Origin of the sequence: Nocardioides nitrophenolicus, assembly GCF_016907515.1 — a bacterium.
GTDB classification, from domain to species: Bacteria; Actinomycetota; Actinomycetes; order Propionibacteriales; family Nocardioidaceae; genus Nocardioides; species Nocardioides nitrophenolicus.
Genome location: NZ_JAFBBY010000001.1, coordinates 2,746,023 through 2,766,250 on the forward strand (window position 1 = coordinate 2,746,023; position 20,228 = coordinate 2,766,250).

Here is a 20,228-nt window from a genome sequence, read left to right on the forward strand (position 1 = left end):
CTAGGTCCAGCGGCCGCTCCCCGCTTCTCGATTCCTGACGACCTCAGCCGGCGACCGGCAGGTCGTACGTCGCCCGGGTGTTCCCGGCGAAGAAGCGCTCGGCCTCGGCCGGGCTCGCCAGCGAGCCGACGAGCGGGACGATCACCGCGAGCAGGTCGGCGTGCCGCACGTGCAGCGAGTCGATCGGCATGTTCGACCCGAAGAGCAGCCGGTCCCAGCCCCAGGCGTCGACGGCGCCCTCGAGCCACGGCCGGACGGTGTCGGCGTCCACCTCGGGGAGCACCATGCCGAGGCCGGAGAACTTGCACACCCAGTCGGTGCTCTCCGCGACGGTGCGCTGGGTCGCCGCCCAGGCGGCGCGCCCGTCGGGCGTGATGTCGTGGGGCGTGCCCAGGTGCTCGAGGACGACGGCCAGGCCGGGGTGGGCGGCGAGGACGTCGACCCAGGCGGGCAGGCTGCCGGGCGAGGCGACCAGGTCGAAGACCAGGCCGTGGCCGGCCAGCCAGTCGAGGAGCACCGGGGTCGCCGGGGAGTCGGGCTCCAGGCCGCCGTAGACCCGGGCACCGCGGAAGCGCACCGAGGCCGCCTGCTCGTCGAGGTGGGCGACCAGCTCGGCTGCCGGGAGGAGCGGGTCGACGGTGCCGATGGTGACCGCCGGCACCGGGGCGGCGGCGAGCTCCTCCTCCAGCCAGCGCGCCTCGGCGAGATAGGCGTGCGGTGCGGTGGCGGCCGAGACGTGGACCAGGCCGCCCAGCGGCACCCCGGCGTGGTGGTCCGCGTAGTCGGTGTACCGATGGCGGTCCAGCAGCCACGGGCTCGCGGCGTGCTCGGCGAAGGCGTGCAGGCCCGGGTACCACGGATGGGCCGCCGGGTCCCAGAGATGGGCGTGGGCGTCGACGATGGTCGGTGGGGTCATGGGGGCTCCTCGGATTGGGGACAGGTGGTGGCTCAGTGCATGGTCAGGCCGCCGCTGACGCTCAGCGTCTGGCCGGTGACATAGCCGGCGTCGGGGCTGCTGAGCCAGGCGATGGCGGCGGCGATGTCGTCGGGGTCGCCGAGCCGCCGGCCGGGGATCGCCGCGACCAGCTTGTCCAGCATCGCCTGCCGGCCGGCCATGTGCTCCTCGACCATCCGCCCGCGCACCGGACCCGGGCACACCACGTTGACGGTGACCCCGTCGCGGGCGTGCTCGCGGGCGAGGGACTTGGCCAGGCCGAGCAGGCCGGCCTTGCTCGCCGCGTACGCCGCCTCGTGGGCCGCCCCGGCCCGCGCGCTGTCGGAGGCGACGTACACGATCCGGGGGTGGGTGGCGCGGGCCAGCGCCGGCAGCAGCGCCTGGCTGAGCAGCATCGGACCGCGCAGGTTGACCCGGAGCAGCCGGTCCCAGGTGGCCGGCGTGCTGTCGACGAAGCGGCCGACCGCGGCCACCCCAGCGCACGACACCAGTGCGCTCACCTGCTCGGCGGCGGCCCGCTCCGCGACGGCGCGCACCGAGCGCTCGTCGGCGAGGTCGAGGTACGTCGCGGCGGCGTGCTGCCCGAGCTCGTCGGCCCGTTCCCGCGTGGCCGGCAGGTCCACGTCGGCGAGCAGCACCCGCCAACCGTCGGCATGGAGCCGCGCGGCGGTGCTGGCGCCGACGTCGCCGGCGGCGCCGGTGACCAGGGCGAGGGGCAGAGCGGTGGGCGGGAGGTTCATGGAGATCGACCGTAGCGATCGCTACCAACCCTCGGCAAGGCGTATCTGGGCGATTTCGGCGAAGGCGGAGCGTCCGCTACGATCCCCGACATGGCGCAGGACGGCGGCGGGACCGCGACCCCGGTCTCGCCCCGGCGCCGACAGATCCTCGACGCCGCGGCTCCGCTCTTCGCCGCCCACGGCGTCGCCGCCACCTCCGTGCGCGACATCGCGACCGCCGCCGACCTCAAGTCCGGCAGCCTCTACCACCAGTTCGCCGCCAAGGAGGAGATCGCCGGGGAGCTGGTGGCCGCCTATGTCGCCGAGCTCGGCACGGCGTACGACGCCGAGCTGGCCGGCGCCCGCACCGGCGCCGACCGGGTCGTCGGCCTGATCCGGGCGTCCCTGCGCGTGATGCACCGCCACCCGCACGCCTCGCAGATCTACGAGCGCGACGCGGCCCTGCTACGCGCCGCGGGGACGCCGGCCGGGCTGCGCGAGATCACCAACGGCCTGCAGGAGGCGTGGCTGGCGAGCCTGCGCGCCGGGATGGCCGACGGCTCGGTGCGGGCCGGACTCGACGTACGGGTGGCCTTCCGGCTGATCCGGGACGGGCTGTGGCTGACCGTGCGCTGGTACCAGCCCTCGCAGGTCTACCCGCTCGAGCGGCTCGAGGAGGAGTGCATCGCGCTCTACCTCGCCGGCATCCGCGCCTGATCGGCCCGTGGTCAGCCGGCGGTGGCCCGGAACCGACGCAGCCGCAGGCTGTTGGACACCACGAACACCGACGAGAAGGCCATCGCCGCACCCGCGAGCATCGGGTTCAGCAGCCCCGCGGCGGCCAACGGCAGCGCGGCGACGTTGTAGGCGAAGGCCCAGAACAGGTTGCCCTTGATCGTGGCCAGGGTCCGGCGCGAGAGCCGGATCGCGTCGACCGCGACCCGCAGGTCACCGCGGACCAGGGTGAGGTCGCTGGCCTCGATCGCCACGTCGGTGCCGGTGCCCATGGCCAGGCCGAGATCGGCCTGGGCGAGGGCGGCGGCGTCGTTGACACCGTCGCCGACCATCGCGACCACGCGGCCCTCGTCCTGCAGCCGCTGGACGACGTCGACCTTGTCGGCGGGCAGCACGTCGGCGATCACGTCCGCCTCGTCGATGCCGACCTCCGCGGCCACGGTGCGCGCCACGACGGCGTTGTCGCCGGTCAGCAGCACCGGGCGCAGGCCCAGTCCGCGGAGCTCGGCGATGGCGGTGGCGGACGTCGGCTTGACGGCGTCCGCGACCACGATCACGCCGCGCGCCCGGCCGTCCCAGCCGACCGCGACGGCCGTGCCGCCGGTGCGCTGGGCCTCCTCGAGTGCCGACGTCAGGGCCGGCGAGAGATGCTGGGACCACTCCTCGAGCAGCCGGGGCCTCCCGACGAGCACCGCGTGCGACGCGTCGCCGTCCACCAGGACGCCCTGGACCCCGAGGCCCTCCACGTTGGCGAAGTCCTCGACCGCCGGGAGCGGTCCGGCCTCCCGGGCGGCGTCGGCGATGGCGCGCGCGATCGGGTGCTCGGAGGCGTCCTCGAGCGCGCCGGCGTATCGCAGCACCTCGGCGGCGTCCTCGCCCTCGGCCGCGATCACCTCGCGCAGCGTCATCCTGCCGGTGGTCACGGTGCCGGTCTTGTCGAGCACGACGGTGTCGACGGCCTTCGTCGACTCCAGCACCTCGGGTCCCTTGATCAGGATGCCGAGCTGGGCGCCGCGGCCGGTGCCGACCATGAGGGCGGTCGGCGTGGCCAGGCCGAGGGCGCACGGGCAGGCGATGATCAGGACGGCGACCGCCGCCGTGAACGCCGCCGCCAGCCCGTTGCCCGTCCCCAGCCAGAAGCCGAGCGTGCCGGCCGCGAGCAGGATGACGATGGGCACGAAGATCCCCGAGATCCGGTCGGCCAGGCGCTGCACCTGGGCCTTGCCGTTCTGGGCGTCCTCGACCAGCCGCGCCATCTGGGCGAGCTGGGTGTCGCCGCCGACCCGGGTGGTCCGGACGACGAGCCGCCCTCCCGCGTTGACCGTCGCGCCGACCACGGGGTCGCCCGCGCCGACCTCGACGGGGACCGACTCGCCGGTCAGCATCGAGGCGTCGACCGCGGAGCTGCCGCGCTCCACCACGCCGTCGGCGGCGATCTTCTCGCCCGGGCGGACGACGAACAGGTCGTCCACCTTCAGCTCCGCGACGGGGATCCGGGACTCGGTGACGCCGTCGGGCCCGAGGATCGCGACCTCCTTGGCCCCGAGCTCGAGCAGCGCCTTGAGCGCCGCGCCGGCCCGCCGCTTGGAGCGCTGCTCGAAGTAGCGCCCGGCCAGGATGAACGTCGTGACGCCCGCCGCGGCCTCGAGGTAGATGTTGCCGCTGCCGTCGCTGCGCTCGATGGTGAGCTCGAAGGGGTGCTTCATGCCGGTCATCCCGGCGGTGCCCCAGAACAGTGCGTAGAGCGACCAGCCCAGCGCCGCGAGCGTCCCGAGGGAGATGAGCGTGTCCATGGTGGACGTGCCGTGACGCAGGTTGGTCCATGCCGCCCGGTGGAACGGGTAGGCGCCCCACACCACGACCGGCGCGGCGAGCGTCAGCGAGAGCCACTGCCAGTTGTCGAACTGGAACGCGGGCACCATCGCCATCGCGATCACCGGGACGGTCAGCAGGGCCGAGATCACCAGCCGGTTGCGCAGCGGGGTGATCGGATCCGGCTCGGCCGCGAGGCTCTCGCCCTCGGCCGCGGGCGGCCGGGGGAGCGAGGCGCCGTAGCCGGCCGCCTCGACGGCGGCCACCAGGTCGTCGGTCGAGACGCCCTCGGCGTAGCTCACCTTCGCCTTCTCGGTCGCGTAGTTGACCGTCGCGGTCACGCCCTCGAGCTTGTTGAGCTTGCGCTCGATCCGGTTGGCGCACGACGCGCAGGTCATCCCGGTGAGCGCGAGCTCGACCTGCTGGTCGGGGGTCGCGGGGTCAGTGTGCGTGTCCACTGCTCTCTCCGTGCTCCTGGGGCCGGCTCTCCCCGGTGCCCCCGGCGGTGACGGTGAACGCCGCGGTGCGGACGACGCCGTCGTGCTGGAAGTCGAGGTAGAGGTGGTAGGTCCCGGCGCTCGGGACCGCGGTGTGGAAGACGACGTCGGGGCCGGGCGCCGTCGTACCGTCGCCGGGCTCGCCGTCCGGGTGGACGTGGAGGTAGGCGAGGTCGCCGCCGCGCAGCGCGACCAGGTGGCCGTAGGCACCGAGGTAGGGCTGCAGGTCGGTGACCGGCCGCCCGTCCTTGCTGACGCTCAGCGTGAGCATCGCGTCGGCGCCGGCGGACAGGTCGCCGTCGAGGGTGACCTGGTAGCCGTCGACGGTGGTGGTGCGGCTCTCCTCGGTGGCGGGCGCGGCCTCGTAGACGCCGTCGACCGCGAGGTCGGTGCCGAGCGTGAGCGCCTCGCCGCCGGTGGCCTTGAAGTCCGCGAACAGCCGCCAGCTGCCCGGCGTCAGCGCGAGGTCGGTCGACCAGGTGCCGCCGTCGAGGGTGGGGTGGACGTGCTGGAAGCCACTGAAGTCGCGTCGTACGGCGATCAGGTGGAGCTGCTTCTCGTGCTGGACGTCGTACGACGTCACGGGGGCGCCGTCGGGTCCGGTGATGGTGAAGCTCACCGGCACCGCGCTCCCGGCGGGGGCCTCGGCGCGGTCGAGGGTGAGGGTGTAGCCGTCCTGCGAGGTCATGAGTCCTCCTGGGATCTCGGTCGTCGTCCCGGCGTCGGAGCTCTGGTGGGCGTCGTGGGCGGTCGGCTCCTCGACGTCGACCGGGCCGACGACCCGGCCGGCGAGGAGCGCGATGCCGAACACGACCGCGGCGACGCCGGCGAAGCCGGCCAGCCGCGCCGGGGTGTTCATGCGAGCTGGTAGCCGGCCTCCTCGACGGCGGCCTTGACGGCGGACTCGTCGAGGGGGGCGGCGCTGGTGATGGTGACCGCACCGGTGGGCAGGTCGACGGCGACGTCCTCGACGCCGGCGAGCTCCTGCACCTCCTCGGTGACGGAGGCGACGCAGTGGCCGCAGGTCATGCCGGTGACGGTGAAGGTCTGGGTGGTGCTCATCGGAGCTTCCTCTCGGTGGGTGGGTGATGCGGGATCGGGACGCCTAGGGCAGGTCTGCCCTAGGAGCGGACCAGGCGGGCGATGGCGTCGGAGGCCTCCTTGAGCTTGATGTCGGCCTCCTCACCTCCCTCCTGGGCGGCGTTCACGACGCAGTGCGCCAGGTGCTCGTCGAGCAGGCCGAGGGCGACGGACTGGAGGGCCTTCGTCATCGCGGAGACCTGGGTGAGGATGTCGATGCAGTACTGCTCCTCCTCCACCATCCGCTGCAGACCCCGCGCCTGACCCTCGATGCGGCGCAGCCGCTTGAGGTAGTCGTCCTTGGTGCGGTTGGCGATGTAGCTGTGTGCCATGGCCTCTGTCCTTCGTCTCGGGGGGATCGTCCTGCCTGAACAGGATACCCCCCTGCGGTATTCCGTGCTACCGTCCCGATCTCGTGAGTACGGTACCCCCCTAGGGTACATATCCGTCAAGAAGGAGATCGAGATGTCAGTCCACACCCCACCGGAGGCCGGTCCTCAGAACCGGCGCTGGCTCGGGCTCGCGGTCATCGCCGCGGCCCAGTTCATGGTCATCATGGACACGTCGATCATCGGCGTGGCCCTGCCCGAGATGCAGCGCGACCTCGGCTTCACCCCGGAGAACCTGTCCTGGGTGTTCAACGCCTACGTGGTCGCCTTCGGCGGCCTGCTGCTGCTCGGCGGCAAGATCTCCGACGTCCTCGGCGCGCGCACCGTCTTCGCCGCCGGCTGGGTCGTCCTCGGCGCCGGATCGCTCGTCGCGGCCGTCGCCGGCGACGTCGGGACCGAGCTCGCCGGCCGGGCGGTCCAGGGAGCCGGCGCCGCACTCATCGCGCCCGCCGCGCTGACCCTGCTGATGATGCTGTTCGGCGGCAACCCGCGTGAGCTGACCAAGGCGCTGGCGCTGTACGGCGCCGCCGCGCCCGCCGGCGGCACGGCCGGCGTCTTCCTCGGCGGCGTGATCACCGAGTACCTCAGCTGGCCGTGGGTCTTCGCGATCAACCTCCCGATCGCGGTGGTCATCCTCGCCCTCGTGCCCGCCTCGATGCCGGGCGGTCGCGCCGGCGCCTCGCGGCGGGTGGACGTCGTCGGCGCGGTCACGGTGACCGCCGGCCTCGCCGCCCTCGTGTACGCCGTGGTCCAGGCTCCCGAGGTCGGCTGGGGCGCCGCGCGCACCTGGTGGGTGCTCGGCGCGGGCGTGCTGCTGATCGCCGTCTTCGTCGCCCAGCAGGCGCGCGGCCGCGACCCGCTGGTGCGCCTCGGCATCTTCCGGGCCCCCGACCTGGCCGCGGCCAACCTCGCCCAGCTCCTGCTCGGCGCCGCCTGGATCCCGATGTGGTTCTTCCTCAACCTCTACCTGCAGCAGGTGCTCGGCCTCACCGCCTTCCCCAGCGGCGCCGCGCTGCTGCCGATGACGCTGCTGATCATGGTCGGCATGGTGCTGCTCGCCCCGCGCGTGCTCGCCGCACTGGGGGTGCGGGCCGCGACGGTCACCGGGCTGGTGCTGCTCGCCGCCGGCATGGCGTGGCTCGCGATGATCGACCCCGACGGGAGCTACGCCGTCGACGTACTGCCGGCGTCGCTGGTCGCCGCGCTCGGCATGTCGCTCGCCTTCATCCCCACCCTCGGCACGGCCATCTCCGCCGCACCGCCGGAGGAGGGCGGTCTCGCCTCGGGCATCGTCAACACCAGCTACCAGATCGGCTCGGCCCTCGGCCTGGCCGTGATGACGGCCGTCGCCGCGGCCGCCGGCGCCGACCGGCTCGGTGACCCGGTCGCCCTCACCGACGGCTACGCCGCCGCCTTCGTGGGCGCCGCCGTCGTCGCCGCGGTGGGTGCGCTGGCGTCGGCCGCGCTGCTCCGGGGCCGGGCCTCGTGAGCGCTCGCGACGTCGCCCGGGTCGCCGCCGCGTGCGCCCTGCGCTGCGCGGCGGCGGCCCTGGCCGGGACGCTCGTGCGAGGATCGGCGCGTGGCAGCGCTCCAGGTCCGTCCGCGTCGTGCTGCTGACCTCGCCGGACTCGCCGAGGTCCTGTGGGAGCAGCAGCCGGCGACCCGGTACCCGTTCCGTGACCCGCTCCCCATCCCGGTCGAGCAGTTCCTCCACGCCGAGGACGCGGCCGCGGCCTGGACGGCGGAGCTCGACGGCCGCCCGGTCGGTCACGTCTGCCGCACCGGGCCGCCGGCGGGCTTCGCCGAGGCGGCGGCGATGAACCAGGCCTGCGCCCGGGCGCACGGCTGCGAGGTCGCCGAGCTCGGCTGGGTGAGCACCCTGTTCGTCGGCACCGGCGCCCGGGGGCTCGGCGTGGGGCGGCTGCTGCACGACACCGTCGTCGCCGACATCCGCGCCGCCGGGCTGCACCCCTGCCTGGAGGTGCTGCCGCTCCACGCGGCCGCCCTGGCGCTGTACCTCGGGTCCGGCTGGGCCGAGGTGCTCCGGCTGCGCCCGGCCTGGCTGCGGGAGGCGGCGGGGGAGGACGCGCCGGAGGTGCGGGTGCTCGTCCTCCCCGCCGCCTGAGGGCGGTGCACGGTCGCGCCCGTTCGCGCGTGGGTCGCGCGTGGTCGGGGGAGTTGCGTCGTACCCGGCAAATGGGTCGTCGTTCGGGCGAAAGGGCAGCCCGTTCGCCGGGTACGACGGGAGGATCCGCCCGGCGAGCCCCTCCCTAGCCCGCCAACCCGATGAGGAACACGCCCACGCCCAGGGCCGCGCAAAGCCCGAGCGTCCGCAGCGGGCTCCAGCCGAGCCGGAACATGACGACGAGAGCGACGGCGGTGATCCCGAAGGCCACCGGGTCCGCGGAACCGAGCACGGGGACGTCGAGGTGCAGCCACCCGGCAACGATCGTGCGGTTGTCGTCGAACAGGGTGTGCAGCGCGAAGAACAGGGCCAGGTTCGCGATCACGCCGACGACGGCGGCGGTGATGCCGGTGAGGGCGGCGCCGAGGCCGCGGTTGTCGCGCAGCCGCTCGACGTACGGCGCGCCGAGGAGGACGAACAGGAAGCACGGGACGAAGGTCACCCAGGTGACGAGCAGCGAGGCGAGGACCGCGGCCACCCAGGGGTCGAGCGAGCCGGGGTGGCGGTAGGCGCCGACGAAGGCGACGAACTGGACCACCATGATCAGCGGGCCGGGGGTGGTCTCGGCGAGCGCCAGGCCGCGGACCATCTCGCCCGGCGCGAGCCAGTGGTAGACGCCGACGGCCTGCTGCGCGACGTACGAGAGCACGGCGTAGGCGCCGCCGAAGGTGACGGCCGCGGCGCCGGAGAAGAACAGGCCCTGGTCGACGAACACGGAGGTGTCGGTCCGGCCGGCGAGCAGGGCGAACGCCGCCACCGGCGCGAACCACAGCACCAGGCCCAGCAGCAGGACGGTGCCGGAGCGGCGGACGGTGGGCAGCTCGTGGTGCAGCGCGTCGTCGCTGATCAGCGGCTCCGGTCCGTCGGTGGCGGCCGCCGCGGGAGGCTCGCGCAGGGCGGGCAGACGCAGGCTGAGCAGCCAGCCGAGGAGCCCGGCGGCGAGGACGACGGCGGGGAAGGGCACCGCGAAGCAGGTGAGGGCGAGGAAGGACGCGACCGCCAGGGCGACCAGGGCCGGGTGGTGCAGCGCCCGCCGCCCGACCCGGTGGACCGCCTGGACGACGATGGCGATCACCGCGGGCGCGAGGCCGGCGAACAGCGCGGTGACCAGGCCGGTCTCGCCGTAGCCGACGTAGATGCCGGACAGGGCGAGCAGGGCCAGCATCCCGGGCAGCACGAACAGCCCGCCCGCGATCAGCCCGCCGCGGACCCCGTTGAGCAGCCAGCCGGTGTAGATCGCGAGCTGCTGCGCCTCGGGCCCCGGCAGCAGCATGCAGAAGTTCAGCGCGTGCAGGAACCGGCGTTGGCCGATCCAGCGCTTCTCGTCGACCAGCTTGTGCTGCATGACCGCGATCTGGCCGGCCGGGCCCCCGAAGGTCTGCAGCGAGATCTGGAACCAGGCCCGGGTCGCCTCGCGCAGCGGGATCACGTCGCCGCCGACGGGATGGCTGTCGTGGTCGCGCGCGGTCACGACGGCAGTGAAGCACGCCCCGGTGTCGCGCTGGTGTCCCGTCCGCGTGGGGTCCGCCCCTACGATCTGGCCATGGATTCGTCCCGATGTCGTTCCCGTTCATCCGCGCGGCCGAGTGCGGGTGAACGGCGATGATCGACTCCCAGACCTTCGTGAACCTCGGCCTCGTGGTGGCCTTCGTGCTGGTCGGCGGCGTCTTCGCCGCGACCGAGCTGGCGCTGGTGTCCCTGCGCGACACCCAGCTGACCCAGCTCGCGCAGCGCGGTGGCCGCGGCGAGCGGGTCGCCGCGATCGCGCGCGACCCCAACCGCTTCCTCTCGGCCGTCCAGATCGGCGTGACGGTGGCGGGCTTCTTCTCCGCGGCGTACGGCGGCTCGACGCTCGCGCCCGACGTGGCGCCGTACCTCGTCGACCTGGGTCTCGGCCCCGACGCCGCGGACACCGTGGCGCTGGTCGTGATGACCCTGCTCATCGCCTACCTCTCGCTGGTGCTCGGCGAGCTGGTCCCCAAGCGCCTCGCCCTCCAGCGGGCGGCGGGCGTCGCGCTGCTCACCGGGCCGGTCCTCGACCGGTTCGCGAACCTGATGCGGCCGGTGATCTGGCTGCTGTCGGTGTCCACCAACGCCCTGGTGCGGCTGCTGGGCGGTGACCCGGACGCCACCTCGGAGGAGGTCAGCCGCGACGAGCTGCGCGAGATCGTCGCCAGCAACGAGGGACTCGGCGTCGAGGAGCGGCGGATCCTCGGCGACGTCTTCGGGGCCACCCGCCGCAACCTCAAGGAGGTGATGCGGCCCCGCGGCGACGTGGTGTTCGTGCGTGGCGACCTGCCGCTCGCGGAGGCTGCGGCGTGGGTGGTCGACCAGCCCTACTCTCGCTTCCCGGTCATCGGCGAGAGCTTCGACGAGATCATCGGCTTCGTCCACGTCCGCGACCTGCTCGCCGGCGGCGACCCGGCCGGCCGGACCGTCGCCGACGTACGACGGGAGGTGCTCCACCTGCCCGGCACGAACACGCTGCTGCCGACCGTCGTGCTCCTGCGCAAGGAGGGCACCCACCTCGCGATCGTGGTCGACGAGTTCGGCGGCACCGACGGCATCGTCACCCTCGAGGACCTGGTCGAGGAGATCGTCGGCGACATCCGCGACGAGTACGACCCCGAGCCCGACCAGCCGCCCACCGGGCCCGCGGAGGGCCCGGTGGGCCCGGTGCTGGTGTCGGGCGGGCTGACCATCGAGGACGTCGCCGAGGAGACCGGACTGCTGCTGCCGGACGGTGACTACGAGACGGTGGCGGGCTACCTGCTGGCCCGGCTGGGCCGGGTCGCCGAGGTCGGCGACGAGGTCGCCGTCGGGGACCGCGTGCTCCGCGTGGCCGCGGTCGACGGGCGCCGGATCACGCAGGTCGAGGTGGGCTGAGCGCGGGGTGGACGTGCACGACCAGGTTCTCCAGGTGGGGCACGGCGTCGTGCAGTGAGCGCTCGACCTGGTCGGCGACGGCGTGCGCCTCGAGCAGGCTCAGGTCCGGCGGGACCCGGACGACCAGGTCGCCCTCGATCCGGTGACCGGTCCAGCGGGCGCGGACCCGCTCGACGCCGGCGATGCCGGGGACGGTGGTCGCCGCGCTGGTCAGCTCGTCGAGGACCCCGTCCTCGACGCCGTCCATCAGCCGGCGCACGACGGTGCGCATGGTCGCGACCAGCACGCCGAGGATCATCAGCCCGATGAGCAGGCCGACGATCGCGTCGGCCCGGGTGACGCCGGCCCAGACGCCGACCACGCCGGCGACCACCGCGACCGAGCTGAGCCCGTCGGCCCGGGCGTGCTGGCCCTCGGCGACGAGCGCGGCGGAGTGGATCCGGCGCCCGGCGCGGATCCGGTACACCGCGACCGCCTCGTTGCCGAGGAGGCCGACCACGCCGGCCGCGAACACCCAGCCCAGGTGGGTGAGCTCGCGCGGGTGCAGCAGTGCGTCGATCGAGTCGGCGATGATCCAGGCCGCCGAGGCCGCGACGATCAGGCCGATGAGCAGGCCGACCAGGTCCTCGGCACGGCGCAGGCCGTAGGGGTAGCGCCGGCTGCTCGGACGTCGGCCGATCCGGAAGGCGAGGATCAGCGGCACCGTGGTGGCGGCGTGGCCCAGGTTGTGGACGGTGTCGGCCAGCAACGCGGTCGAGCCGGAGATCGCGACGATCGCCACCTGGAGCAGGGCCGTCGCCGTCATCCCGGCGAGCCCGATCCAGGCGGCGCGGATGCCGACGCCACTGCTCTCCTCGGCGCTGCGGATCCCCTCGGCCGGATCGTGGGAGTGGGGGACGACCAGGTGCCGGACCCGGGCCCAGGGGCCGTGGTGGTGATGCTCGGTCATGGACCCATACTGAGACATGCATATATGTGCATGCAAACGCCCCGAGATCGGGCACTACGATGCGAGGCGTGGGACACGGAGAGCGCCACCGCGCGCCGCGCGAGCTCGACGCCGCCGCGGCCAAGTCGGTGGCGGCGACCCTCCAGGCGCTGGCGACCCCCAGCCGGCTGCTCATCCTCGACCGGCTCCGTCGCGGCCCGGCCACGGTCTCGGAGCTCGTGGAGGCGATCGGCATGGAGCAGCCGGCGGTCTCCCACCAGCTCCGGCTGCTGCGCAACCTCGGCCTGGTCACCGGCAACCGCGACGGGCGCACCATCGTCTACGAGCTCTACGACGACCACGTGGCCGAGCTGCTGGACCAGGCGATCTACCACGCCGAGCACCTCCGGCTCGGTCTGGCATCCCCCCAGCGGAACCCACGGTAGCCCGCGCACGAGACCAGCCACCCCGGCCGCGCCGCCGCTCAGGTCACCACTCGCCGCGCAGCCTCTCCACGGGTTGCTCCGTCACGCTCGCGATCAGCTCGAGGTCCTTGTCGACGTGGAGGACGGTGAGTCCCGCGAGCTCGGCCGCCGCGGCGATCGGCAGGTCGGGGATGCGTCACCGAGGCGGACGTAGGCCGACTTGTCGATCAGCCAGCGATCGGTCACGACCAGGCTGCGCGCATCGCGTCGTCGTCACCGAGGTCGACCATGGCCTCCCTCGACCGCTGGTAGTCCTCCGGGGTCGCCTCGGGCACGCCGCGTACCAGAACGTCGCTCACGCCCACCGCCTCGTCTCGGTTGATATCGCCCACGATGTCAACCTCACCGTCACGCCAGCCGTGACAGCCGGTGCGCCTCCTCGAGCAGCAGCCTGCCGAGGACGGGCTGCCGGTCGCGGCGGAAGCGCTGCTCGACGCCGGTCAGGGTGAGCGCCCACTCCGGCCGGCCCGTCTTGTCGAAGACGGCGGCGGCCATCCCCCACGAGCCCTCCACGACGTGGCCCGGGTTCAGCGACCAGCCGGTACGCCGGGTGGCGGCCAGCCGGCGCCGGATCGCCGCCGCGGAGTGCTGCGGTCCCCACTCCGCGGTCAGGTCGACCCGGGCCAGGAAGGCGTCGATCTCGCGGTCCGGCAGGTGGGCGAGGATGGCGATGCCGGCCGAGACGACCCCGAGGGGGAAGCGGGCGCTCTCGTAGAGCACGTAGGAGCGGATCGGGAAGTCGCCGTCCTCGCGCAGCAGCACGACCGTCTCGTCGCCGCGGCGCACCGAGAAGAAGGCGCTCTCCCCGGTCTCCTTGGCCAGCCGGAGCACGCTGGCGCGGGCCTCGTTGGTGAGGTCGTAGCGGGTGGCGGCGGCCATGCCCAGCACGTAGGTCTCCGGGCCCAGGAACCAGCGCCCGGTCTGGGGGTCGCGGTCGGCGAGGCCCTCGGCCGCCAGTGACTCGAGCAACCGGTGGGTGGTCGCCCGCGGCTGGTCGGTGGCCGCGGCGAGCGCGGTGGTCGTCGTACCGGACTCGGCGGTGGACAGCCCCCGGAGCAGGGCGGCGACCTTCTCGACGACCCCCGGCGCGCGCTCCACGAGCCGATCCTACGCGTCCACTGAGTGGACGCCCACGGCCGAGTGCATCCGCTGCCCGGTCACTTCGTTGACGAGAGCCGCGCGCGTCGGCGGTGATGGCAGGCATGAGGAAGCTGGTGGACGACGCGCGCACGGCGGTGGCCGAGCGGGTCCGGGACGGAATGACGATCGCCGTGGGCGGCTTCGGCCTGTGCGGCATCCCGCGCGACCTGATCGAGGCGGTGCGTGACAGCGGCGTGCGCGACCTGACCATCGTGTCCAACAACATGGGCGTCGACGGCAAGGGCCTGGGCGTGCTCCTGGAGAACAGCCAGGTCGCCAAGGTGATCGCGTCCTACGTCGGGGAGAACAAGCTGTTCGCGCAGCAGTACCTCGACGGCGCGCTCGAGGTGGAGTTCTGCCCGCAGGGCACGCTCGCCGAGCGGCTGCGCGCGGGCGGCTCCGGCATCGCCGGCTTCTACACCCGCACCGGCGTCGGCACCGAGGTCGCGGAGGGCAAGCCGCACGAGGTGTTCGACGGCGAGACCTTCGTGCTCGAGCGCGGCATCGTCGCCGACCTGGCGCTGGTCCACGCCCACACCGCGGACGCCGAGGGCAACCTGCGCTACCGGATGACCGCACGCAACTTCAACCCGCTGGTCGCGATGAGCGGCCGGGTCTGCATCGCCGAGGCCGAGCACGTGCTCGACGGCTACCTCGACCCCGACGACGTGATCACGCCCGGGATCTTCGTGGACGTCACGGTCCGGGCGAGCGACCGTCCGAAGGACATCGAGCAGCGCATCGTGCGCGAGAGGGTGGGTGCCTGACATGGCCTGGAGTCGCGACGAGATGGCGGCGATCGCCGCCCGCGAGCTGAACGACGGCGACTACGTCAACCTCGGCATCGGGATCCCGACCCTGGTGGCCGACCACCTGCCACCGGGCGTCAACGTGCTGCTGCAGAGCGAGAACGGGCTGCTCGGCATGGGCCCCTTCCCCTACGACGGCGAGGAGGACGCCGACCTGATCAACGCCGGGAAGCAGACCGTCACCACCGCGCCGGGGGCGTCCTTCTTCGACTCCGCCACCAGCTTCGCGATGATCCGCGGCGGCCACGTCGACATCGCCATCCTCGGCGCGCTTCAGGTCGCGGCCAACGGCGACCTCGCCAACTGGACGGTCCCGGGCAAGCTGGTCAAGGGCATGGGCGGCGCGATGGACCTGGTCGCCGGCACCCGCCGGGTCGTGGTCATCACCGACCACGTCGCCAAGGACGGCACGCCCAAGATCGTGGAGCGGTGCACCCTGCCGCTCACCGGTGCCGGCGTCGTCGACCGGATCATCACCGACCTCGCCGTCCTCGACGTGACCCCCGAGGGCCTGGTGCTCCTCGACGTCGCGCCGGGGGTCGACGCCGCGAAGGTCCGCGAGCTGACCGGCGCACCGCTCCTCGACCCGGCCCCCGGTGGGTGAACCTCCGGGCCGCCGCGATGGATCAACCTAGATCAGCAGCAAGGCGGCGAGCGTCGCTGCGGCGAGTGCGCCGAGGAGGCTGATCGCCAGTCGCCTCCTCCGTTGCGCCCGTCGCCCACGTCGAAGGATCTCTGACAGGGGCGGCATCGGCGGAGCGTCCTTCTCGGCGCCGGTCAGTTCGTGCTCGAGCCGCTCGCGAAACTCTCGGGGGGTCACGGCAGGCAGCCCGTCAGGAAGCGGTGCCGACCCAGCTACTGCACCCCGTGATGGCGCCACTGCTTCGCCGACACGCTCGGACGGCGATGCTCACGTCCTCCGCGATCGAGATGGTGCTGGTGGCGGAGGTACCCGATCCCCCACTGGCCACGACGGTCACGATGTCGCCGTTGGGGCGGCGGAGTTGGGCGACCGCGGCATCGCCGTCTGGTGCTGTGTCCGTCGCGGTCAGGTTGTTCGCGGCGTCGTTCCAGTACGCGCGTGCCCCGGTCGTGTTGACCGTGAGATTGGCGGCATGAGCCGGACCCGGAGCGACGGTGAGGGCGGCGATGCCCGCGAGCATCGTGGCGGCGACTTTCAGAGAGCGATTCATGGCGCTTCCTTCCGCGAGAGCCGACCTGGTGATCAGGCCGGTGCCCAGTAGGCTCCTCCCGGGACCAGGAGGTCCATGACTCGCTTGGGATCATGCGCGAACCGTCGATGCAGTGGCCGTCGGGGCGATCTGAGCTCCGTGAGGATCAGCCCTGATGCTGATGGGACCGGCTATACCTTCTCGCTGCCCAGCCGCTCCTTGATCTCGGACTTGAGCACCTTCCCGACCTTCGAGCGGGGCAGGTCCGCCCAGACCTCCACCTGCTTCGGCGTCTTGACGCTCCCGATCCGCTCCTTGACGAACGCCCGCACCTCCTCGGGCGTGACCGACCGGCCGGGGCGCAGCTGCAGGACGGCGGTCAGCCGTTCGCCCCACTTCTCGTCGGGCAGGCCGATCACCGCGCAGTCCGCGACCGCCGGGTGGGCCATCAGCGCCTGCTCGACCTCGGTCGAGTAGACGTTGAAGCCGCCGGTGATCACCATGTCCTTGGCCCGGTCGACGATGAACAGGAAGCCGTCCTCGTCGACGTACCCGATGTCGCCGGTGTGGTGCCAGCCGTACGCCGACGCCTCGGCGGTGGCCTCGGGGTTCTCGTAGTAGCCGCGCATGACCAGCGAGCTGCGGACCACGATCTCGCCGCGTTCGCCCGGGGGCAGCACGGTGCCGTCCTCGGCCATGATGGAGACCGTCACCAGCGGTGCGGGCCGCCCCGCTGATGACAGCCGTTCGTGGGCGATGCTCCCGTCCGCGCGGAAGTGGTCGCGCGGGGCCATCGTGGAGATCATCATCGGTGCCTCGGTCTGGCCGAAGAGCTGCGCCAGCACCGGCCCGATCCGGGTCAGCGCCTCCTCCAGCCGGCGCGCCGACATGGGCGCGGCGCCGTACCAGAAGCACTGCAGGCTGCTCAGGTCGGTGATCTCCAGCGCCGGGTGGTCGAGCACCATGTAGATCAGCGTCGGCGGGAGGAAGGTGTGCGTCACCCGGTGCTCCTGCACCGCGGTCAGGAAGGCGCCGACGTCCGGCTGCCTCATCACGACGATGGCGCCGCCCTGGGTCAGCACGGGGAAGCAGAGCACTCCCGCGGCATGGGTCAGGGGCGCCAGGGCGAGGTACGTCGGCCGGGCCGGCCGCTCGGGCCACGGGTAGCCGATGAGCGTGAGCGCCGTCATCGTCTCCAGGTTGGCGCCGGTCAGCATCACACCCTTGGGCCGGCCGGTGGTCCCGCCCGTGCCGACGATCATCGCGAGGTCGTCGTCGGCGGGGCGGTCCACCTGCTCGGTGCCGGTGGCCAGGAACTCCTCCCATCCGAGCGCCCAGGCGACGTCGCCGTCGAGGCAGACCAGCGTGGTGACCCGCGGGAGGTCGCCGCGGATCCTGTCCACGAGGTCGGCGTACGACGCCTGGAACACCAGCACCGAGCAGTCGAAGAGGTCGAGCAGCTCGCGGTTCTCGTCCGCCTCGTTGCGCGGGTTGACGGGGCACCAGACCGCGCCCGCCCGGCTGATCCCGAAGACGCAGGTGAAGGCCACCGGGTCGTTCGAGGAGAGGATGGCGACCTTGTCGCCCGGACGCACCCCCCGGCCCACCAGGGCGGACGCGATCCGGCCGGCGAGGTCGCGGACCTCGTCGTACGTCCACGTCCGCCCGTCGCAGACCAGGCAGGGCGCGTCTCCCCCCAGTGACGCGCCCTTGTCGAGGTACTCGACCAGTCGCATCCGCTCAGCCCTCGACGGTGAGGACCGGCTCGGCGACCAGGCCGAAGGCGCGCAGCTGGCCGAGCAGCTCGCGATGGCCGAACGCCTTGCAGCCCGACGCGAAGCCGACCCGCAGCGGTGGCTGCTGGAGCAGCGAGTACGCGGCGTAGGCCTGCAGCAGGCCGGTCTGCTTGTAGTTCTGGTTGCCGTGGATCACGCAGTGCGCGCGGCCGAGCGGGCCGGAGGCGTGCACGGAGTCGAGCGACTTGTTGAGCCGCGGGTTCTCGCGCGGGGGCATCTGGTTCATCACCTGGGCCGCGGTCGCGGTCAGCGCCTCGTCGCGCTCGGACTCCGACATGTCCTTGGTCGCCTCGAGCGCGCCCGCGACGATCTGGGGGACGCCGTTCATCAGTGCCGCGTTGAAGACCCCGCCCTGCGCCTTGCAGTTCGCGACCCGCGGGTCCTTGCGGTACCAGACCGGGTGTGACGTGCCGCCCCACGGCAGGGAGAGCGCCAGTTCGTGCTGGCCCGGTACGACGAGCGGGACCAGGCCCTGGGTGGGGTCGAACTCGACGTACTGGTTCTGCTGGAGGTAGTGGGCCCTCGACGTCGCGGCGTTGACCAGGATGGTCTGGGTGGACGCGATCGTGGGGGATCCGCCCCAGAAGACCGCGATGTCGAGGGTGTCCAGGCCCGGCTTCTCCAGGCACAGCTCGGCGGCGATCTCGCCGGTGGTGTACATCTGGGCGATGCCGGGGGAGAGCAGCAGGCCGGCGGCCGCGAAGTCCGCGCCCCAGCGCTCGTCGCAGGTGATCAGCCAGTCCTGCTCGCCGGTGGTGTCGAGGTAGTGGGTCCCGGTGGCGAGGCAGGCCTCGACCACCTCGGGACCGTACTTGGAGAACGGGCCGACGGTGTTGCACACGACCGAGGCGCCGCGGAACAGCTCGGTGAGCGCCTCGACGGAGTGGCCGACCTCGACGATGTCGTAGTCGGCGGTCTCGATGCCGGGCACGTGGGCGTCCATCGAGTCCTTGAGCTTGTCGGCCGAGCGGCCGGCGGCGACGAAGGGGACGCCGAACTCGCGGAGGTACTCGCAGATCAGCCGGCCGGTGTAGCCGGAGGCGCCGTAGACGACGACGGGCTTGGTGGTGCTCATCTCACATCCCCATTCCGCCGTCGACCGGCAGGCCCGCGCCGTTGACGAACTGCGCTCGGTCGGAGGCGAGGAAGGCGACCGCGTCGGCGATCTCGTCCTCGGTGGCCAGGCGGCCCGACGGGGTCAGCGCCACGACTCCGGCCACCGCCTCCTCGGGGGAGGGGAACAGGCCGAGGGTGGTCATCTCGTTGGCCAGCCCGGCGCCCATCTCGTTGGGGACCAGGCCGGGGTAGACGCAGTTGACCCGGACGCCGAGGCCGAGCTTGCCGCTCTCCATCGCGGCGATCCGGGTGATCCGGTCGACGGCGGACTTCGAGGCGGAGTACGCCGAGAGGGCGGGGAAGGCGATGGTCGCGGCGACCGAGGCGATGTTGATCACCACGCCGCCCTTGCCGGCCGGTCCGCCCGGGCCCATGGTGCGGAAGGCGTGCTTGATGCCGAGGGAGGTGCCGACGACGTTGACGTCGAAGATCCGCCGGACGACGTCGGGGTCGAGGTCGACGAACAGCCCGGCGATCTCGATGCCGGCGTTGTTGACCAGGATGTCGAGTCCGCCGGTCTGCTCGACGGCGGCGCCGACCGCGGCGGCCCACGAGTCGTCCTGGGTGACGTCGAGGTGGACGTAGTGGCCGCCGACGGCGTCGGCGACCTCCTTGCCCTTGGCGTCCTGCAGGTCGGCGATCACGACGGTGGCGCCGGCCGCGGCGAGGTGCTCGGCGAACTTGCGGCCCAGGCCCTGGGCGCCGCCGGTGACGAGCGCCGTGCGCCCGCTCAGTTCGGCATCGGTCATGGTGTGCGACTCCTTCGTCGTGCTCGTGGGGTGACGTGGGCCACACAACTCCGTTTCCTTGACGACTGTCAAGACTTCTCTTGACGATTGTCCAGAAAAATCTGGGCGACCGTCCAGAGATCGGCCGTCGAGGCGGTAGGGTCGGGTCCCATGACGACAGCGACCGCGCGTCGCACGCCCGCCGACAAGCACGACGAGCGCCGCCGCGCCCTGGCCGACTCGGCCCTGCGGACCCTCGGCGAGCTCGGCTACGCCCGCGCCAGCCTGCGGGAGATCGCGAACAACTCCGAGTTCTCCCACGGCGTCGTCCACTACTACTTCCACGACAAGCTCGAGCTGATCGTCTACTGCGTGCGGCAGTACAAGGCGACCTGCGTGCACCGCTACGACGGCGTGGTGGCCGACGCCACCACCGCCGACGGGCTGGTCGAGGCGTTCGCCGACAAGCTCGCCGAGACCATCGTCGACGAGGCGCCGATGCACCGCCTCTGGTACGACCTGCGCTCCCAGAGCATGTTCGAGGAGAGCCTGCGCGAGGCCGTCCTCCAGATCGACCAGACCCTCGAGGACATGGTCTGGCGGGTCGTCTCGACGTACGCCGAGCTGGCGGGGCGACCCGCCGCGATGACCCCCCATGTCACCTACGGGCTGCTCGACGGGCTCTTCCAGCAGGCCCTGCTCGGCTACCTCTGCGAGCGCGAGGGCGTGCTCGACGACCTGCGCGACCAGGTCCGTGAGCTGATGCCGGTGCTGCTCGGGCCCTAGGACATGCCCC

General features: G+C 72.8%; 21 protein-coding genes. 8 read left to right on the forward strand and 13 right to left on the reverse strand.

Annotated features, from left to right (window positions below; all coding sequences use genetic code 11):
• Positions 1-43: 43 nt before the first annotated feature.
• Positions 44-916 carry an amidohydrolase family protein gene (locus JOD66_RS13355; RefSeq protein ID WP_204837344.1) on the reverse strand — a complete coding sequence of 291 codons (873 nt, stop codon included), beginning with the start codon at positions 914-916 and terminating at the stop codon, positions 44-46.
• Positions 917-948: 32 nt separating this feature from the next.
• Positions 949-1,695, reverse strand: a complete 747-nt coding sequence (locus JOD66_RS13360; RefSeq protein WP_204837345.1) for an SDR family NAD(P)-dependent oxidoreductase — start codon at positions 1,693-1,695, stop codon at positions 949-951.
• Between the two features lie 90 nt (positions 1,696-1,785).
• Between JOD66_RS13360 and JOD66_RS13365 the strand changes: the two genes are divergently transcribed.
• On the forward strand, positions 1,786-2,391 hold the full coding sequence (locus JOD66_RS13365) for a TetR/AcrR family transcriptional regulator (protein WP_204837346.1): 606 nt from the start codon (positions 1,786-1,788) through the stop codon (positions 2,389-2,391).
• A gap of 11 nt (positions 2,392-2,402) precedes the next feature.
• Here JOD66_RS13365 and JOD66_RS13370 read toward each other — a convergent pair whose 3' ends face one another.
• From JOD66_RS13370 to JOD66_RS13385, 4 genes are read right to left on the reverse strand one after another with little or no spacing between them, the layout of a single operon-like run.
• Positions 2,403-4,619, reverse strand: a complete 2,217-nt coding sequence (locus tag JOD66_RS13370; protein ID WP_205126375.1) for a heavy metal translocating P-type ATPase — start codon at positions 4,617-4,619, stop codon at positions 2,403-2,405.
• Between the two features lie 43 nt (positions 4,620-4,662).
• Entirely contained in the window at positions 4,663-5,577 is a 915-nt protein-coding gene (locus JOD66_RS13375; protein ID WP_204837347.1) for a DUF8832 domain-containing protein, read from the reverse strand.
• Positions 5,574-5,780: a heavy-metal-associated domain-containing protein gene (locus tag JOD66_RS13380; protein ID WP_204837348.1), complete on the reverse strand. Its 207-nt coding sequence runs from the start codon at positions 5,778-5,780 to the stop codon at positions 5,574-5,576. The genes JOD66_RS13375 and JOD66_RS13380 overlap by 4 nt, the downstream gene beginning before the upstream one ends.
• A 59-nt stretch (positions 5,781-5,839) precedes the next feature.
• Positions 5,840-6,130, reverse strand: coding sequence for a metal-sensitive transcriptional regulator (locus tag JOD66_RS13385; protein ID WP_204837349.1), 291 nt, complete (start codon positions 6,128-6,130; stop codon positions 5,840-5,842).
• Positions 6,131-6,263: 133 nt separating this feature from the next.
• On the opposite strand from JOD66_RS13385, the gene JOD66_RS13390 reads away from it, so the two are divergent.
• A complete protein-coding gene (locus JOD66_RS13390; RefSeq protein WP_204837350.1) occupies positions 6,264-7,676 on the forward strand; it encodes an MFS transporter in 1,413 nt (470 codons plus the stop codon).
• Positions 7,677-7,766: 90 nt separating this feature from the next.
• A complete protein-coding gene (locus JOD66_RS13395) occupies positions 7,767-8,312 on the forward strand; it encodes a GNAT family N-acetyltransferase (protein ID WP_204837351.1) in 546 nt (181 codons plus the stop codon).
• A gap of 145 nt (positions 8,313-8,457) precedes the next feature.
• Here JOD66_RS13395 and chrA read toward each other — a convergent pair whose 3' ends face one another.
• The gene (chrA, locus tag JOD66_RS13400; RefSeq protein WP_204837352.1) at positions 8,458-9,843 is read right to left on the reverse strand and encodes a chromate efflux transporter; all 1,386 of its coding nucleotides are present in this window, start codon (positions 9,841-9,843) and stop codon (positions 8,458-8,460) included.
• Between the two features lie 131 nt (positions 9,844-9,974).
• On the opposite strand from chrA, the gene JOD66_RS13405 reads away from it, so the two are divergent.
• Positions 9,975-11,258 (forward strand): hemolysin family protein, encoded by a 1,284-nt coding sequence (locus tag JOD66_RS13405; RefSeq protein WP_204837353.1) that lies wholly within the window; start codon positions 9,975-9,977, stop codon positions 11,256-11,258.
• Here the strand turns inward: JOD66_RS13405 and JOD66_RS13410 are convergent.
• Positions 11,236-12,207, reverse strand: a complete 972-nt coding sequence (locus tag JOD66_RS13410) for a cation diffusion facilitator family transporter (RefSeq protein WP_239545230.1) — start codon at positions 12,205-12,207, stop codon at positions 11,236-11,238. The two genes, JOD66_RS13405 and JOD66_RS13410, sit on opposite strands and share 23 nt — an antisense overlap.
• A 68-nt stretch (positions 12,208-12,275) precedes the next feature.
• Here JOD66_RS13410 and JOD66_RS13415 point away from each other — a divergent pair, with 68 nt between their 5' ends.
• Positions 12,276-12,632, forward strand: a complete 357-nt coding sequence (locus JOD66_RS13415; protein ID WP_204837355.1) for an ArsR/SmtB family transcription factor — start codon at positions 12,276-12,278, stop codon at positions 12,630-12,632.
• A gap of 387 nt (positions 12,633-13,019) precedes the next feature.
• Here JOD66_RS13415 and JOD66_RS13420 read toward each other — a convergent pair whose 3' ends face one another.
• On the reverse strand, positions 13,020-13,769 hold the full coding sequence (locus JOD66_RS13420) for an IclR family transcriptional regulator (protein WP_204837356.1): 750 nt from the start codon (positions 13,767-13,769) through the stop codon (positions 13,020-13,022).
• A 104-nt stretch (positions 13,770-13,873) separates the two neighbouring features.
• Between JOD66_RS13420 and JOD66_RS13425 the strand changes: the two genes are divergently transcribed.
• On the forward strand, positions 13,874-14,578 hold the full coding sequence (locus JOD66_RS13425; RefSeq protein WP_204837357.1) for a CoA transferase subunit A: 705 nt from the start codon (positions 13,874-13,876) through the stop codon (positions 14,576-14,578).
• 1 nt (position 14,579) lies between these two features.
• On the forward strand, positions 14,580-15,224 hold the full coding sequence (locus tag JOD66_RS13430) for a CoA transferase subunit B (RefSeq protein ID WP_204837358.1): 645 nt from the start codon (positions 14,580-14,582) through the stop codon (positions 15,222-15,224).
• Between the two features lie 229 nt (positions 15,225-15,453).
• Here the strand turns inward: JOD66_RS13430 and JOD66_RS13435 are convergent, their stop codons facing one another.
• The 4 genes from JOD66_RS13435 to JOD66_RS13450 form a co-directional block, all read right to left on the reverse strand.
• The gene (locus tag JOD66_RS13435) at positions 15,454-15,813 is read right to left on the reverse strand and encodes a hypothetical protein (RefSeq protein WP_204837359.1); all 360 of its coding nucleotides are present in this window, start codon (positions 15,811-15,813) and stop codon (positions 15,454-15,456) included.
• A 170-nt stretch (positions 15,814-15,983) separates the two neighbouring features.
• Complete coding sequence (locus JOD66_RS13440) at positions 15,984-17,528, reverse strand: acyl-CoA synthetase (protein WP_204837360.1); 1,545 nt, start codon at positions 17,526-17,528, stop codon at positions 15,984-15,986.
• 4 nt (positions 17,529-17,532) lie between these two features.
• On the reverse strand, positions 17,533-18,663 hold the full coding sequence (locus tag JOD66_RS13445) for a DUF5938 domain-containing protein (RefSeq protein ID WP_204837361.1): 1,131 nt from the start codon (positions 18,661-18,663) through the stop codon (positions 17,533-17,535).
• Position 18,664: 1 nt separating this feature from the next.
• Positions 18,665-19,453 carry an SDR family NAD(P)-dependent oxidoreductase gene (locus tag JOD66_RS13450; protein ID WP_204837362.1) on the reverse strand — a complete coding sequence of 263 codons (789 nt, stop codon included), beginning with the start codon at positions 19,451-19,453 and terminating at the stop codon, positions 18,665-18,667.
• A 150-nt stretch (positions 19,454-19,603) separates the two neighbouring features.
• On the opposite strand from JOD66_RS13450, the gene JOD66_RS13455 reads away from it, so the two are divergent.
• Positions 19,604-20,218, forward strand: a complete 615-nt coding sequence (locus JOD66_RS13455; protein ID WP_204837363.1) for a TetR/AcrR family transcriptional regulator — start codon at positions 19,604-19,606, stop codon at positions 20,216-20,218.
• Positions 20,219-20,228: the final 10 nt, after the last annotated feature.